The 15,020-nt window shown below is 46.6% G+C and carries 12 protein-coding genes; 3 read left to right on the forward strand and 9 right to left on the reverse strand.

The window, feature by feature from the left end:
• Positions 1–135 precede the first annotated feature (135 nt).
• Complete coding sequence (locus DRW07_RS03280) at positions 136–915, forward strand: ATP-binding cassette domain-containing protein (RefSeq protein WP_124026442.1); 780 nt, start codon at positions 136–138, stop codon at positions 913–915.
• A gap of 2 nt (positions 916–917) precedes the next feature.
• Positions 918–2,111 (forward strand): ABC transporter permease, encoded by a 1,194-nt coding sequence (locus tag DRW07_RS03285; protein ID WP_124026443.1) that lies wholly within the window; start codon positions 918–920, stop codon positions 2,109–2,111.
• A 49-nt stretch (positions 2,112–2,160) separates the two neighbouring features.
• Here DRW07_RS03285 and DRW07_RS03290 read toward each other — a convergent pair whose 3' ends face one another.
• From DRW07_RS03290 to cysD, 5 genes are read right to left on the reverse strand one after another with little or no spacing between them, the layout of a single operon-like run.
• On the reverse strand, positions 2,161–3,885 hold the full coding sequence (locus DRW07_RS03290; protein ID WP_124026444.1) for an SLC13 family permease: 1,725 nt from the start codon (positions 3,883–3,885) through the stop codon (positions 2,161–2,163).
• 12 nt (positions 3,886–3,897) lie between these two features.
• Complete coding sequence (gene cysN, locus DRW07_RS03295; protein WP_124026445.1) at positions 3,898–5,313, reverse strand: sulfate adenylyltransferase subunit CysN; 1,416 nt, start codon at positions 5,311–5,313, stop codon at positions 3,898–3,900.
• Positions 5,313–6,086 (reverse strand): 3'(2'),5'-bisphosphate nucleotidase CysQ, encoded by a 774-nt coding sequence (cysQ, locus tag DRW07_RS03300; RefSeq protein WP_124026446.1) that lies wholly within the window; start codon positions 6,084–6,086, stop codon positions 5,313–5,315. Before cysQ ends, cysN begins: the two co-directional genes overlap by 1 nt.
• A gap of 10 nt (positions 6,087–6,096) precedes the next feature.
• Positions 6,097–6,696, reverse strand: a complete 600-nt coding sequence (gene cysC / locus DRW07_RS03305) for an adenylyl-sulfate kinase (RefSeq protein WP_124026447.1) — start codon at positions 6,694–6,696, stop codon at positions 6,097–6,099.
• On the reverse strand, positions 6,696–7,610 hold the full coding sequence (gene cysD / locus DRW07_RS03310) for a sulfate adenylyltransferase subunit CysD (protein WP_124026448.1): 915 nt from the start codon (positions 7,608–7,610) through the stop codon (positions 6,696–6,698). The genes cysC and cysD overlap by 1 nt, the downstream gene beginning before the upstream one ends.
• 235 nt (positions 7,611–7,845) lie before the next feature.
• On the opposite strand from cysD, the gene DRW07_RS03315 reads away from it, so the two are divergent.
• Positions 7,846–10,083, forward strand: coding sequence for an ATP-binding protein (locus DRW07_RS03315; RefSeq protein ID WP_124026449.1), 2,238 nt, complete (start codon positions 7,846–7,848; stop codon positions 10,081–10,083).
• An 84-nt stretch (positions 10,084–10,167) separates the two neighbouring features.
• On the opposite strand, the gene DRW07_RS03320 is transcribed toward DRW07_RS03315, so the two are convergent.
• From DRW07_RS03320 to DRW07_RS03335, 4 genes are all read right to left on the reverse strand, one after another.
• Positions 10,168–10,863, reverse strand: coding sequence for a DUF3379 family protein (locus DRW07_RS03320; protein WP_124026450.1), 696 nt, complete (start codon positions 10,861–10,863; stop codon positions 10,168–10,170).
• Positions 10,856–11,410, reverse strand: coding sequence for a sigma-70 family RNA polymerase sigma factor (locus tag DRW07_RS03325; RefSeq protein WP_124026451.1), 555 nt, complete (start codon positions 11,408–11,410; stop codon positions 10,856–10,858). The genes DRW07_RS03320 and DRW07_RS03325 overlap by 8 nt, the downstream gene beginning before the upstream one ends.
• A gap of 62 nt (positions 11,411–11,472) precedes the next feature.
• Complete coding sequence (locus tag DRW07_RS03330; RefSeq protein WP_124026452.1) at positions 11,473–13,170, reverse strand: BatD family protein; 1,698 nt, start codon at positions 13,168–13,170, stop codon at positions 11,473–11,475.
• Positions 13,164–15,020, reverse strand: coding sequence for a vWA domain-containing protein (locus tag DRW07_RS03335; RefSeq protein WP_124026453.1), 1,857 nt, complete (start codon positions 15,018–15,020; stop codon positions 13,164–13,166). The genes DRW07_RS03330 and DRW07_RS03335 overlap by 7 nt, the downstream gene beginning before the upstream one ends.

Consider the following 15,020-nt stretch of genomic DNA (forward strand, 5'->3'; position numbering starts at 1 on the left):
TAATACCCGCTGAATGCCCCATGACTAGTCTTATTTGTAACATTTAATTTAAATTTGCCTGTGCAAAGTCACTTTTTTAAGTAGGATGAGCATTGAAACCATAATCATTGACTCACTCAATAACAGGAACAACCTATGATTGAAGTAAAGGGATTAAAAAAGTCATTTGAAGTCGAAAATCCCAAGAAGCTGTCCGAACAGGAGAAAAAAGACCCCCGTTTAAAAGGGCGCTATTTCCATTCGGTAGAATCTGTCTCATTTACCTGTGACAAAGGCACAGTGTTGGGCTTATTGGGACCAAACGGTGCAGGTAAAACCACTACCTTACGTATGCTGAGTACAGCACTTAAACCAGAACAGGGCAGTTTGGTGATCGACGGTGAGGATGTATTGAAAAAACCCGTAGAGGCGCGCAAGCGGATCGGATTTTTGTCCGGTTCTACAGGGCTCTATGGCAGACTAACTGGCCGCGAAAATATTGCCTATTTTGGTCAGCTTCACGGCATGGATAAAAACGCCATCAAACAACGTATTGATGAATTGGCCGAACTGCTGGATCTACACACTTTTTTAGACCGTCGTTCAGAAAACTTTTCGACGGGTATGAAACAGAAAACAGCCATTGCCAGAGCGGTAGTACACAACCCTGCCGTGGTTATTCTTGACGAGCCGACTACAGGGCTGGATATCATGGCAGCGCAGACCGTATTGGACTTTATCCGTCATCTGAAAACCTTGTCTACGCCAGTTGTGTTCTCTACCCATCACTTAGACGAAGTGGCAGAGCTGTGTGACAAGGTGTGTGTTATCCACCAGGGTAACAGCGTATTTGAAGACGATTTGGCGGCATTTAGCGCGCTAGGCGAGGGTGTGCTTAGTCATTCATTCCTTAAAACCATCAAGCAGGAGGCATAGCAATGTGGGTTGTATTCAGAAAAGAAATTAAAGAACTGCTCAGAGACAGAAAAACACTGTTTTTTATGATTGCACTGCCTATTTTGTTTTTTCCTCTCATTATTGGGGGCGTTGCCTACTTTTCTAGCAAGGCCATTGATGAAGCCCAAAGCAAGGTGCTCAAGTTTTCTGTCGTAGGCGCCCAATACGCACCCGCTTTAGTACAAGAGCTGACCAACTCAGAATTTTTTGAAGCCATCGACATGAAAGCAGACACCGATGCTGCAGAATGGGTAAGAGGTGAAAACGTCGACTTTGTGCTTGAAGTACCCAGCAACTACAGCGACGATCTTCTACAAGAGGGGCAGGCAACATTTAAAGTGTATTTTAATGATGCGGGCCTGAATATGGTGAAGCGCCGACTCAATGAAATTATCGGCACCTATGAAGAACAAAGCCAACAGAATGCGTTTGCGACTTTAGGCTTAACCGAGCTTCAACAGTCTGCCTTACTTGACCCGTTCGTACTGGAAACGGTCAATGTGGCCGACGACAGAGAAAATTGGGGTGAAAAAATTGGTGGTTTAGTGCCTTACCTTATCTTCATATTGTGTTTGCAGGGCGCTATGTTGCCCGCGTCTGATTTAGGCGCAGGGGAAAAAGAAAGGGGAACGTTAGAAACTCTGCTCATCTCACCTATTGAACGCAATAAGCTGGTATTTGGTAAGTTTTTCACCATCGCTATGGCGGGGGTCACATCGGCTATGATCACCGTGGTGAGTATGGCGGCCTGGGGACTGGTGCTAAGCCAAGGTATGGCCATTGAAATGGTTGCGACTTTTATGGCGGCTATCGGTGCGATAGATTTTGTTCTCATGTTCCTGATGTTGGTGCCCGTCGTGGCAATATTTGCATCTTTGCTCCTGAGTTTATCGATTTATGCGCGCAGCTTTAAAGAAGCGCAGGGCTATATGACGCCGCTGGTGTTTCTGGTAATTGTGCCTGTTGTGTTGGCGATGCTGCCTGGTGTTGAACTAAAGGGCGGCTGGGCCTGGGTACCACTTACCAATGTTGCGCTTGCCATTAAAGAATTAATTAAAGGGACGATGGATTATATCGCGTTAATTCCAATCTTTGCTTCAACCGCATTTATTGCGGCTGTATCACTGGCATTCAGTGTGTATTGGTTTGGACGGGAAAAAGTGTTGTTCAGATAAATAAAAAAGACCAAAGGGGGGCAGAGTAACGCGTTACTCTGCCCCTTTTTTATAGGTAAACCCAGTTTAAAAGGGACAGCACTATACTGCTGTACACGATAGAAATGGGTAAGCCAAATTTTAGGAAATGCACAAAGCGATACTGTGCTGCATTGAAGGCCAAAAGATTTGTCTGATAGCCATAAGGCGAAATAAAACTGGCACTGGCAGAGAAGGCCACGGCTAGTGCAAAAGGCAGTATCGGGGCTCCTAGTATTTCTGCTAGCCCATAAGCAAACGGAAACATCAATGCGGCGGCTGCATTATTAGTGACGAACTCAGTTAACAGTAAGGTGACGATGTACACCACCACGAGTGCAACGAACCAGTTGGTACCGCTTAAATAAGGTGTTAACGCTGAGGTGATAAGGGCTATGACGCCAGCATTCTCAAGGGCGGTTGCCAAGCTCAGTGCGCCAACGATGACAACAATCAGGTTGAGTGGAATATTGCGCTTCATCTCTGCGTTACTGGTCACTTTTGCACCCACTAACAGTGCACACAGAAATAGCAGGCCGACTGGGAGACTCAATATGTCGGTGGCGGCTAGGCCAACAACGGCAAGAAAGCCTCCCAACGTCAGCCAGTCCTGCGATTGTTTTAGCGGTTGAGCGACTCGCTGTTCGGATAAGATAAAGAAATTTTTAGTAAGATTATGGCGAGAAGTAAAATCTGGGCCTGTGGCCAATAATAGAAAATCCCCCGCTTGCAAAGGGATTTCCCCAAGCTTGCCTGATAATTGTGCGCCATCACGTCTGATGGCCACTACTGCAGCATCAAATAAAGCTCTAAAACCGAGTGCTTTTAGCGTTTGACCAATAATCTGTGCTCGGTTGGACACGACCACTTCGGTAAGGTTTTCACGCATTAAACCATCAGATTCAGCAAAAATGGTGAGTCCATCAATATGCGACAGGTTATCAATTTTTTGCACATTACCACTGAATATCAGTTTGTCATGGGCTTCAATCACAAACTCAGGCGTGATGGGCGCAATAATTTTGCCGTCTCTGACCACTTCCACTAAAAATAACTCGGGAAGGTTTCGTAAATGGTTGGCTTCTACGCTTTTGCCCACCAATTCACAATCTTCGCCAACCTCAGCTTCAAGCAGGTAAGTACGGAAGTTATCCTGATGTTTTTGAATATTGGGCAAAAGGGGCGTCATAAAAAACATGAGCACACCGCAACTCAGGCCAGCTACTAATCCAAACAGGGTGAAATCCCAGAACTTAAAGCCCGGGTGACCATGCTCAATTAAAAAACTGTCTACGATAAGGTTAGTAGAGGTACCTATCAAGGTTACCGTACCACCAAGAATAGCGGCATACGACAAGGGAATAAGTAACTTGGAGGCAGGGTGATACTGATTTTGCTTTATTGGCCCAATCAGGCTCGCAACAATCGCCGTGTTATTGAGTAGGGCTGATGAAAAAAAAGTCAGTCCGAATAAGCGCCAGTAAGACTGCTTAAATTTGGCCGTAACCAGTTTGCGGCCAAGCCGCTTTATCAAGGACGTCTTGTCTACAGCGTTACTCACTAGTAACAAGAGCACCAGAGTGATCAGGCCTTTGTTGGTCAGATTGTGGAGGATGTCGTCAAAAGTAAGCTGCTGGAAGGTAAGTAATACCAATACACTCAGCGCAAACACTGTTGATGGGCGTTGATTGCTAAAAATTAACGCAAAAATAGTGCTGGCAAACACTGCCAGCACGCCGAGTTGTTGATATTCCATGTGCCTCGCAGACTACAACTTAGTAATGTCGATTGCATTCCAATGAGGGAAATGTTTGCGCACTAATGCATTGAATTCAACCTCAAATTCAGAAAACTCAGGTGATTCATGCTGTGCATTGTCGCTTAATGCGTCAATAATCATACCCGCACCTACCGTGCCATTGGTGAGCCTATCGATAACAATAAACGCGCCGGTATGGCGGTTTCTTGTATAGGGGTCACAGGCAACAGGCTGGGTAAGCTTTAAATCGACCACAGCAATTTCATTCAAATTAAGGTGCAGAGCTTGTTGGTGCTCAAGCGTGTTCACATCAATTTGGTGGTCGATATGTGCAATGGAACCTGTGGTCATCTTAGTCGCAAACTTAAAGAAGTACTGCTTATTCGGCATAAGCGGCTCTTCCGACATCCACACCAAATGCGTTTTAAACTGAGATGAATGTAGCGGCAGATTGTCTGATTTCACAATCATATCGCCACGTGAAATATCGATTTCATCTTCAAGCGTTAGCGTCACTGCTTGCGGGACATGTGCATAGTCTTGCTCACCATCAAAGGTCACAATAGACTTAACGATAGATGACTTGCCCGAGGGAAGGGTAGTGACTGCATCACCGGGTTTAATGTCGCCCGATACCACAGTGCCCGCGAAACCTCTAAAATCCAGGTTGGGGCGATTGACATACTGTACAGGGAAGCGGAAGTCTTCAACATTCTGGTCGTCACCAATCTCGATGGTTTCAAGCACCTGCATGAGGGGTTTTCCGTCGTACCATGGCGTTTTGTCACTCAGGTTTACCACATTGTCGCCTTCCAAAGCGGAAATAGGGACAAACTGAATATCCGGAATATTCAGGGCTTCTGAGAAAGCAAGGTAGTCTTTTTGAATTTGCTCGTAAACGTCCTGACTGTAATCCATCAGATCCATTTTGTTAATCGCCACGATAACGTGCTTAATCCCCAATAACGAGACAAGAAACGAGTGACGTTTTGTTTGGGTTTTCACGCCACCGCGGGCATCCACAAGAATAATGGCTAAATCACATGTCGATGCACCCGTTACCATGTTTCGGGTGTATTGCTCGTGTCCGGGGGTGTCGGCAATGATAAACTTGCGCTTATCGGTCGAGAAGTAACGGTATGCAACGTCAATAGTAATGCCTTGCTCACGCTCTGACTGCAAGCCATCAACCAATAGCGCCAAGTCGACTTTCTCACCGGTCGTCCCGACCTTTTTGCTGTCTTTGGTAATGGCGGCAAGTTGGTCTTCATAAATCATTTTTGAATCGTGAAGCAAGCGTCCAATCAGCGTACTTTTACCATCGTCTACACTACCGCAAGTCAAAAACCGCAGTAGATCTTTATTTTCATGCTGGTCAAGATAAGAAAGGATGTCTTTTTCAATTAGACTGTTATCAGGTGTCATTATTTAGCACTCACCAGGAAGAAGGGGTTTAAAACGGATTCTTTTTGATTGTATGTCAGTGGCACAGGATCGCTGTCAAATGGATTATCAGGATCAAGCACGGTTACATTGGCGCCTGCCGCTAGCGCAACGGCATGGGCTGCACCGGTATCCCATTCAGACGTGGGGCCTAATCGCGGATATAAATGCGCTTCGCCAGATGCCACCAGGCATAGCTTCAGTGAGCTGCCCATCGCAACCAGTTCTACATCGCCGTTCAATTCGTCCAAAAAGGCTTTTATTTCTGGGCTTTGGTGAGAGCGGCTTCCCACAACTTTCCAGGTATCGCCTGCTTGATGCGGCGCTGCGCTGATAGCCTTAATACCGGAGTCATCCTCAACAAATGCACCGTCTTCCAGACTGCCCCAGTAGGTTCTGGACAATGCAGGTGCATATACTACGCCCAACACAGGTTGCCCGTGTTTGATTAACGCAATATTAACCGTAAATTCGCCGTTTTTCTTAATGAACTCTTTGGTGCCATCCAGTGGATCAACCAACCAATATTCATCCCATTGCTGACGGGTTTCCCAATCGATACTGGCAGACTCTTCTGACAACACAGGCAGTGTTGAAATGGCAGCCAACCCGTCAACAATAATATTGTGCGCTGCCAGATCGGCTTCGGTCAGCGGACTACTGTCAGATTTGTCATAAATAGCAAAGTCTTTGGCGTAGATGTCCATAATCGCTTTGCCTGCCTCATGGGCGATAAGCTTAATTTGTTCAATCATATTATTCGCCTTACCCCAGTAATCCATTATCTACCAAGAGGGCATAAAGGCGCTCTGCAGTCTCTTCTGCCGATTCGTCTTTCCACTCAAGATGAACCTCGGGCGCTTCAGGGGCTTCATAATTGGAATCAATACCCGTGAAATCTTTAATATCTCCGGCTCGGGCTTTTTTGTACAAGCCCTTAGGGTCGCGTTGCTCACAGATATCAATGGGTGTATCGACAAATATTTCAACGAATTCGCCTTGCTCAACCAGATTACGGCAATAGCTTCGGTCAGCTTTAAAAGGCGAGATAAAGGCTGTCAGTACTATCAGCCCTGCATCGACAAAGAGTTTGGAAACCTCACTGATACGGCGGATATTCTCAACCCTGTCTTTGTCGGCAAAGCCTAAGTCGCCACACAACCCATGACGAACGTTATCGCCATCCAGCAGATACGTATGCTTGCCTTCAGCTGCCAGTTTCTGCTCTAACAGCCCTGCCAGTGTCGATTTACCTGAACCACTCAATCCGGTTAGCCAAAGTACTTTAGGTGCTTGATCCAGTGCCGCTGCACGGCTGGATTTGGTGGTTTTATGCTCGTGCCACACTACATTTGTTGTCGCCATTAGAAATACCCTTCCATTTTCTTTTTCTCCATTGAGCCTGAGCTGTCATGGTCAATAACTCGCCCCTGGCGCTCGGAAGTTTTGGTTAGCAGCATCTCCTGAATAACATCTGGCAGGGTGTCTGCAGTTGATTCAACAGCGCCCGTTAGAGGGTAGCAGCCAAGTGTCCTGAATCGTACGGAACGCATCTCAGGGGTTTCGCCCTCTTCAAGTGGCATACGGTCGTCGTCAACCATAATTAACACACCATCCCGTTCTACAACAGGGCGCGGTTTGGCCATATACAAAGAAGGAATTTCGATATTCTCTAAATAGATGTACTGCCAAATATCCAGCTCTGTCCAGTTGGACATCGGGAAGACGCGAATGCTTTCGCCTTGGTTAATTTGCGAGTTGTAAATATCCCACAACTCTGGACGCTGGTTTTTAGGGTCCCAACGGTGATTTTTATCGCGGAAAGAATAAACGCGTTCTTTTGCCCGCGATTTTTCTTCGTCTCTTCGGGCTCCCCCAAATGCAGCATCAAATTGATAGTGGTTCAGTGCCTGTTTAAGGGCCTGTGTTTTCATGATGTCAGTGTGTTTAGCACTGCCATGTGTAAAAGGGCCCACGTTTTGGTCGACGCCTTCCTGGTTGATGTGCACGAGTAAATCTACGTTGTACTCTTTGGCAATGCGATCACGAAACTCAATCATTTCGCGGAACTTCCAGGTAGTGTCTACGTGCAATAACGGAAACGGAATTTTACCCGGTGCAAAGGCTTTCCTAGCGAGGTGCAAAAGTACAGATGAGTCTTTACCCACTGAGTAAAGCATGACGGGGTTGTCAAACTCGGCGGCGACTTCACGAAAAATATGAATACTCTCAGCTTCAAGCTGTTTTAAGTGAGTAATGGAAGGTATTCCAGTTGTCATGGATCGGTCCAGTTGTGAGTTATATGCAAAAAAATTATATGTATAGAACACTAACACATTTCTTGCCGTGGCCTCTATTCAATTTAGCTATTTTAAATAAGCGTTTTATAGCCAACTGTTGACAAAGGTTAGAAAAATGTAAATGGGTCGATACATGATGAGTTTGGCTAATTCTTTACTTTGTATATAAGATAATAAAGAGGAATCGTTCCTTTGCGTGACTGGTGGTACCGGAATGTCGAATAAAAACACGAAAAAAACTCGACAAATCAATGATTTATTGGGCGCTATTTGCCTTTTTTTCTGTCTGCTTAGTGGTCTCGGTAATGCGCTTGCTTCCAATCACAGTTATAGCATCATTCTTGTTAACTCATTCAATGAATCCGATTTTGAAGTTCGGTTAATGTACCGGCTTATGAATGGTATCGCTGATGATGAGACGACAATGGTGTTAACCGTGCCGCCTTATTATGCTGATGTTGTTGCTAACCTTGGTGATGACGTTAAAAAAACAATGTTGGACAGTTTCACGTATCAGGTAGCCAGTCTTGTTCAAAATCAAGACGATGTTAGCTTCAAACGGATTATTGCCATTGGTCGCCATGCCAGCGTATTTATGGATCATAATCCAACGCTGCTACCTCAAGCTGAGCGCTTTTTTCTACATATAGACTGGGAGCCGAAAACCGGCCAGCGAGTCCCTTCTGATTACGATCCTGTTTTGTCATTTAGGCAGATCACTCAAACCTTCCCAGATAAAACAGACATCAACTTTGTTTATGGATCCAGAGACCTGTCTGTTGACAAAGCACTGGTCCAGCATTTTCTGGACAATGCACCGGCTGGAATAAACGTGAATTACTACAACCCTATGGCTGAGCCAGAGGAAACACTCAAGGCACTTAAAATCAGTCAGCCCGGCACACCCATTATCTACATTAATTACAAGTTTTTTGAACGAAATTGGGAGGATGTGCACACCTGGCTTGTACAGCAGACGACGCATCCAATTTTTACCATATTTTCACATAACGTAAACCGATATGCCGGCGGCGCTGTGGTGGTGCCTGAAAAGCTTGCTGATAAGGCTATAGATATTGCGAAAGGCGGCGAGGTGCCTTTACAAGAAAACACAGTCGTAAGCACACAGTACAACGCGCAGCAGTTATCAATGTGGGGGATTGATGAGTATTCACTCCCTTCTAATGCTGAGGTGGTCAATCGAAAGCCAGCTGTATTTTCTTATGAGTCGGTATTGCTCATGGTCAGCATTTTTTTTGCAGTCATTGCCATGTTATCTGCCTATACAATTTTCAAAGTACGCTCGCATTCGAAGAAACTTGAACATGCGGTGGCTTTGGCCGACCAGGCCAATCAGGCGAAAAGTGACTTTTTAGCGAATATGAGCCACGAAGTCAGAACGCCGATGAATGGCGTGTTAGGCACGCTGCAGGTGCTTGAGCGGTCTGCTCTTGACTTCGAAAACCGCAAGCTTGTGGGAAAAGCAATATACTCTGCAACAACCCTACTGACAATAATCAACGACATTCTCGACTATTCAAAAATTGAAGCCAATAAGCTGTCACTTGAAAAATACCCTTTTTCGCTTTTGGAAGTGATTGAGTCGGTTGTTTCTGATTTGTCAGGCAGTGCAGACAGCAAAGGAATTAGATTGACATCAGAGGTTGCAGAGGGCTTTTCTGACGGCTGGTTGGGGGACAGAGTGAGGATACGTCAGATTGTCTTAAACCTGGTGTCTAACGCGGTTAAATTTACGGAAAAGGGGGCGGTCACTATTGCGGTAGACTCGTGTGATGAGGACGCGTTTCAAGGGGTTGTGATACAGGTCGCCGATACGGGTATAGGGATGAGCGAGGACGCACAGGCGCGTATTGTTGAGCGTTTTGTGCAGGCGGATAGCTCAACAACTAGAAGGTTTGGCGGAACCGGGTTAGGTATGTCTATTACCCTGAATCTTGTTAGGTTGATGGAGGGGACGATTGATATAGATAGTACAGAGAATAAAGGCACCTGCATCAAGGTGGCTTTGCCACTCGATAAAACGTCACTCGATACCAGTGAAGCCAGAGGCGAAGACGTTGATCCACCTAACTTAAGTGGCTGTAACATTCTGGTGGCAGAAGATAATGCCATAAACCAGGCCATTTTGGAGTCTATGTTAACACCAACCTGTGCCATCGTTGATTTCGTTGAGAATGGTAAGTTAGCGATTGAGGCCGTTGAGAAAAAACATTACAACCTTGTGCTGATGGACATACACATGCCTGAGATGGATGGCATTGAGGCGTTTAAGCTCATTAAGCAAAAACACCCCTCCCTTCCAATCATCGCCCTGACCGCAGAAATGATGGAAAAGGAAGTCGAGCGTTATCTCAAGCTGGGCTTCGAAGAACACATTGGCAAGCCACTTAATATCAATACCCTTTATCAGTCGTTAGGCCGATATCAGTAAGGGCATAAGCTCTTTTTTGTATTGCAACTAATTGGCTTGCTGAACCAGTAACGGAAACCGGTCAAGGGGCGTCAGGAGCAAACGCTAAATCAAGCTCTCTCTGACTTTTCCACTAATGGCATGTAAATCACTGTCTTTGTCACCCACGAGCATCACACTGGCGCGTTGTGTACTGAAACCCTTACCGACATAGCGATCGTCTGAGAAGCGATAGGGCAGAGTAGCGTCAGCCTCGTGCGGCATAACAAAGAGGGAAACCGGTCCCTGTTCGGTATCAACGATAAGGTGTAAAGCTTTATAGTTATCCAATTGACAGTAATTGGCCACGTATACGTTGCCTATGTGTTGAGTTAGCTCCGCGCCCATAGATTCTAGCTTAGCATTCACCAATTCCAGTGAAACCGGACTCGCGGCAAACTGCATTTCAATTTCAGCATGGTCCATATGTGCAAGCGCGGCATGGCCCAAATCAATTTTAGAGGGCGTCCAAAGGGCAAACGTCAATCCAACTGCAAACGCGACAGAAGCCGCCATGGCAATGTGCCAGCGCGCCCGTTGTTTTTGCTGTGCGTGGTCTCTCAAGGCACTTTGCCAGATTAACTTATCGGCTAAATTATCAGGAACGGGAATGTTGGCTGCTGTCTTTAGCTGTTCATTGAGCGCGCGAGTCTCAGACAAAAACTGTTGCTTGTTCGGATCAGATTTGGCCGCCGAGCCAATGTCGTGGCTGGTGTCATCAGGGTTGGCGTACACACGCCGTCTAAATTCTAACTCATCCATTCATCTGCCCTCGTACTGCTGGTTTCTCTAATGCGTCCTTTAACTGGCTCCTTGCTCTAAATAATCGGGTATTCACTGTATTTTTATTCAATGAGAGTTGTTCTGCGATTTCTTCACCACTGTAACCAAAAATTATTTGCAACATGAGTGGCTCGCGATATTCCAGTTCAAGATTGGCCATGTGGCGCTGCACTTCTTCTTGCATATATGTCTGTTCCAGCGTTGCTGCCGAATCTTCCACATGCACGTCATCAATATCGACAAGGTCAAACTGCTTGCGCTCAAAGCGCCGTGCGTTTTCCCGGCGTAAAATCGTAATAAGCCAGGATTTGGCCGCTTTTTCATCATTGAGTGAATCCAATGACTTCCAGGCCCGCAAAAAGGTTTCTTGTACGACGTCTTCGGCAATGGCTTTATTACCAATTAGCCAATAGGCGTATCGGTAAATATCCGCATGAAGTGCCCTAACGAGGGCTTCGTAACGCTGTTGTTTTTTCATCATGTCAGTTAAGACCGATGGGTCAGCGTTTTGCTTTCGTTTAAACATACATTTTTTTTCAGGCTTCCTTAATTATCAACCGTAACCGGAAGCCGTTCGAGATGCAATCGCTAGGCGGCAGGATAGAGAGACGGCAGGGTACCATCTTCTTGCGTAGTGCGCGTAGCTAACTTTTTCTCCAGTGTCGTGATGGCTTGTGCAAAATTATCGGGTGTCCATGTGCTGGTCGATGGAGAAAACTTACTCGCAGTAAGCGCCGCATAATGCATTTTGATTTCATGCGCTTCAGGATGCGCGAGGGCATCATGTAAAGAGCTAAAACTTTGACCGAGCGTGTCGTTTAGCCACTGCCATAGCAAAGGTTGAAGTTGTGCTGTGTCGGCCTGCTTCAACGCAGCGAGTAACGCTTTTTTATCTGCCCGTTGCGTTTGATTACGTCGCTGCTTTACCGGTGCCTGCTGTGGGGCAGTACGTCCTGTCCACCACGCTGCCAGTGTGATCAGCCACAGTAGCGCAAACACACCACTAAGTACCTGCCAAATCAAGATAGACGGTGACGCTTGAGAGGTGTCTACCAATGGCTGGGTTTCTTCTGGTTCAGGCAATGAAGGTGAAAGAGTGGTTACGGGCGCTGCCTGCGAAGTTTGCAAGCCAACCGCTGGATTAACTTGCACCGTCTTCGCCGGGATACTGGCGACTTCTATTTGTTGGGTCTCTACATTAAACCAAGGCACCTCAACACCGGGTAATACCATGCTACCTTCTTGGGTAGGAATAATCGCTGTCGACTCAATGCGCTGTGCCAAAATTCGGCCTTCTTGCTGCGCTGACTTTGTTTCAGCCTGGTCTTGATAGGTTTTTACCGATGGAGGGTAGATTTGCGGAATCTCAGGCAACTGCTCTTCGGTCTGGCCCTCGACGGTTAGCGTGAGTGTACGGGTAATCGGCTCACCGACGACAAATTCCTTATTATCCGGCCAGGATTCTGTTATCTCCACGTATTTACTCGGAAGCCATGCACCATCGATCGAGGATGGAATGGGTTTAACATCTAGTGTTAGCAATGGCCCGCGACGGGTAATGTTCCGGGTGCGATTAAAAAAGCCAAAGCTCTGCCTTGTGTTGGTCGCCAATACCTCCCCACTGAAAATTGGAGCTTGAATGGTAAACTGGCCAGATTGTTCCGGTATGAGAACGAACGTGCGTTCGATAATTTGAAAGCGCTTTCCGTTAACTATATCGCTATATTGTTTATCATCTCCAACCTGCTCGATGCGGCCGTTTTCCATTTCAGGTGACTGCAGGCTGCCCCGTTCAATATTTGTCGCCATATAGAGCTTCACAGTGTAGGTTACGTGCTGTTGGACATAAACACGGTTACGATCAAGTTCGGCGGTGACAAAGAAGTCTCTTTGTTCCTGAGTGCTCGTTGTGGGAACAGGTAGCACCCTGATATCTATTGGCTGGGTGCGTTCTCCCATGATCTCAATAGAGGGGATTGTAAAAGTGCCTTCTTGCTTTGGGAACAAAATCGTTCGCCACGTAGTAGTGCGCGTGGTGTCAAAATTGATCATCTGTGTTTGACTGCTCACTGAGGTGTTGCCAACTACAAAATCTTTGAGCAGGCTATCACTTTGAAACGCTTCTCTGTCTACGTCGCCTGTTGCTTTGACAATCAGCGTAATGGCTTCATCCAGTAAAACGGGGTTTTTGTCGACGGTTGCGGTCACCTCTAATGCTATGACACGCGACGTGAAAAGCAGGCATAAAACTAACCCAATTAAGCCATTAAAATACGTTCTCACCATGTTTTCTCCCGACTGGCTGGCATTCGCTGACGATTTCTCTGCTGTGCTTCTAATAGCATCTTTCGCTGTAGCAAAAAGGCTGGATCATTCGGTATTCGCCTGAGCAGGGCGTCCATTTGCTGCTGTTTTTCCCGCTCTTCATCAGTCATTTCAGCGTCAACCTGTTGCATAGACTGCTCCTCTTCCCCTCCTTGCTCAGGCTGCGCCTGCTCAGCTGTGTCTTGTTCCGTCTGTTCCTGCGACTGTTCTTCGCCTTGTTCATTCTCTTGCTGAGACTGAGCTTGTTGCTCTGCATCCTGCTGCTGTTGTTGATTCTGCCCACTTTGCTGTTGGCTATCTTGCTGTTGCTGACCGCTTTGTTGTTGATTGTCCTGTTGCTCAGACTCGCCGCTTTCTGACTGTTGTTGCTGATCACTTTGCTGGGAGTCATCTTGCTGCTGGTTTTGGCCGTCCTGCGATTGCTGCTCTTGTTGTTGTTTCAGCTGTTCCAGTAATTTTTTATTTTCTTCAGCCTGAGGGAAGTCTGGTTGACGGCGCAGGGCTTCTTCGTAGGCCTCTATGGCTTCTTGAAGTTGTTGCATCTGTGCCAGTGTATTTCCCCGGTTATACCAACTCTGGGCTGAGTCCGACTGTGAAAAAGCCTCAAGTGCAGCCTCGTACTCTCCTTCTTTGTATAGGGCTGAACCTCTCCACATGCTGTCTTCAAACGTGTTAGCCGCATCGGCATATTGCTCTTTTTTGTAGGCGTCCAAGCCTTGCTGATCGGCATTTTTAAACCAGTTTCTCCAGCTCGATTCTGCAATAGCGGGTGATGGGGTAAGTGTGGGTAACAATAGACCAAGCAACACCACGGCTAACATGCCTTTTCTAAACAGGTAGAGAACTAGCGGTAGCATGACTACCACCAGATAAGGGCCCAGTTCAAACCACTGATCACCGGCTAATAGCATGCTTTCTTCCGGGCTTTTTTCTACGTCTTGAAGGCGTTTTTCCGCGATAAGCTGTTGAATATCTGAATCATCAGCGCTAATTGTGGTAGCAATGCCCCCAGTTTGTTTGGCCAAAGGCAATAAACGGCTGGTGCTTAGTCGTGGAATAACGATATTGCCTCTTGGATCTTTGAGTAATTCTCCAGAAATTTGCTTGATAGGCGCGCCTTGCTCGGTGCCTACGGCAAGAATGTTCACTGTAAGTTGTGTTGAAGATAACCAGGTTCTTATTTCTGCCACGTCAGCAGGCTCTATGCCATCGGTTATCCAATAGACGGCACCATTAGGATAGCCGGCTTGTGTCAGTAACTCCGATGCCTGCATTAATCCACTTAGCGCATCGCTACCTGCTGACGGCATAATTTCCGGTCGAAGACTGGGAAGCAAAGTTTCTAAGGTGGCAATGTCTTCTGTGAGTGGACTGATGACAAAAGCATCACCTGCATAGGCGACTAGCCCAATTTCGCCTTCATTCACCGCTTGTACCAAGTCAATGGCTTTAAACTTGGCGCGAGTGAGTCTGTCTGGGGTGATATCAGTTGCACGCATAGACAACGACATATCCATTACAACAACATGGCCCTGATTTACACTAAAAACAGGTTGCGGTAAACGCTCAAAAGTAGGTCCTGCACCCGCGGTGATACCCAGTAAACCAGCGAGCGCGGTAGCAATAACAAGGGCATTTTTATGTGCGAGTTTAGTTGCTGCGGGCAGCATAATATTCATTAAATGGGGGGCGATTACATGCTGCCAGCCAGATTCCTGTCTGGCATATTTAGTCATGGCCCATATAAGAATGGCTAAAGGGAAGAGTAACCAGAACCATTCAGGGCGTAAAAAGTGAAAGTCGCTCCACAT

It is taken from the genome of Paralteromonas sediminis (genome assembly GCF_003820355.1).
Classification (GTDB): Bacteria; Pseudomonadota; Gammaproteobacteria; order Enterobacterales; family Alteromonadaceae; genus Alteromonas_F; species Alteromonas_F sediminis.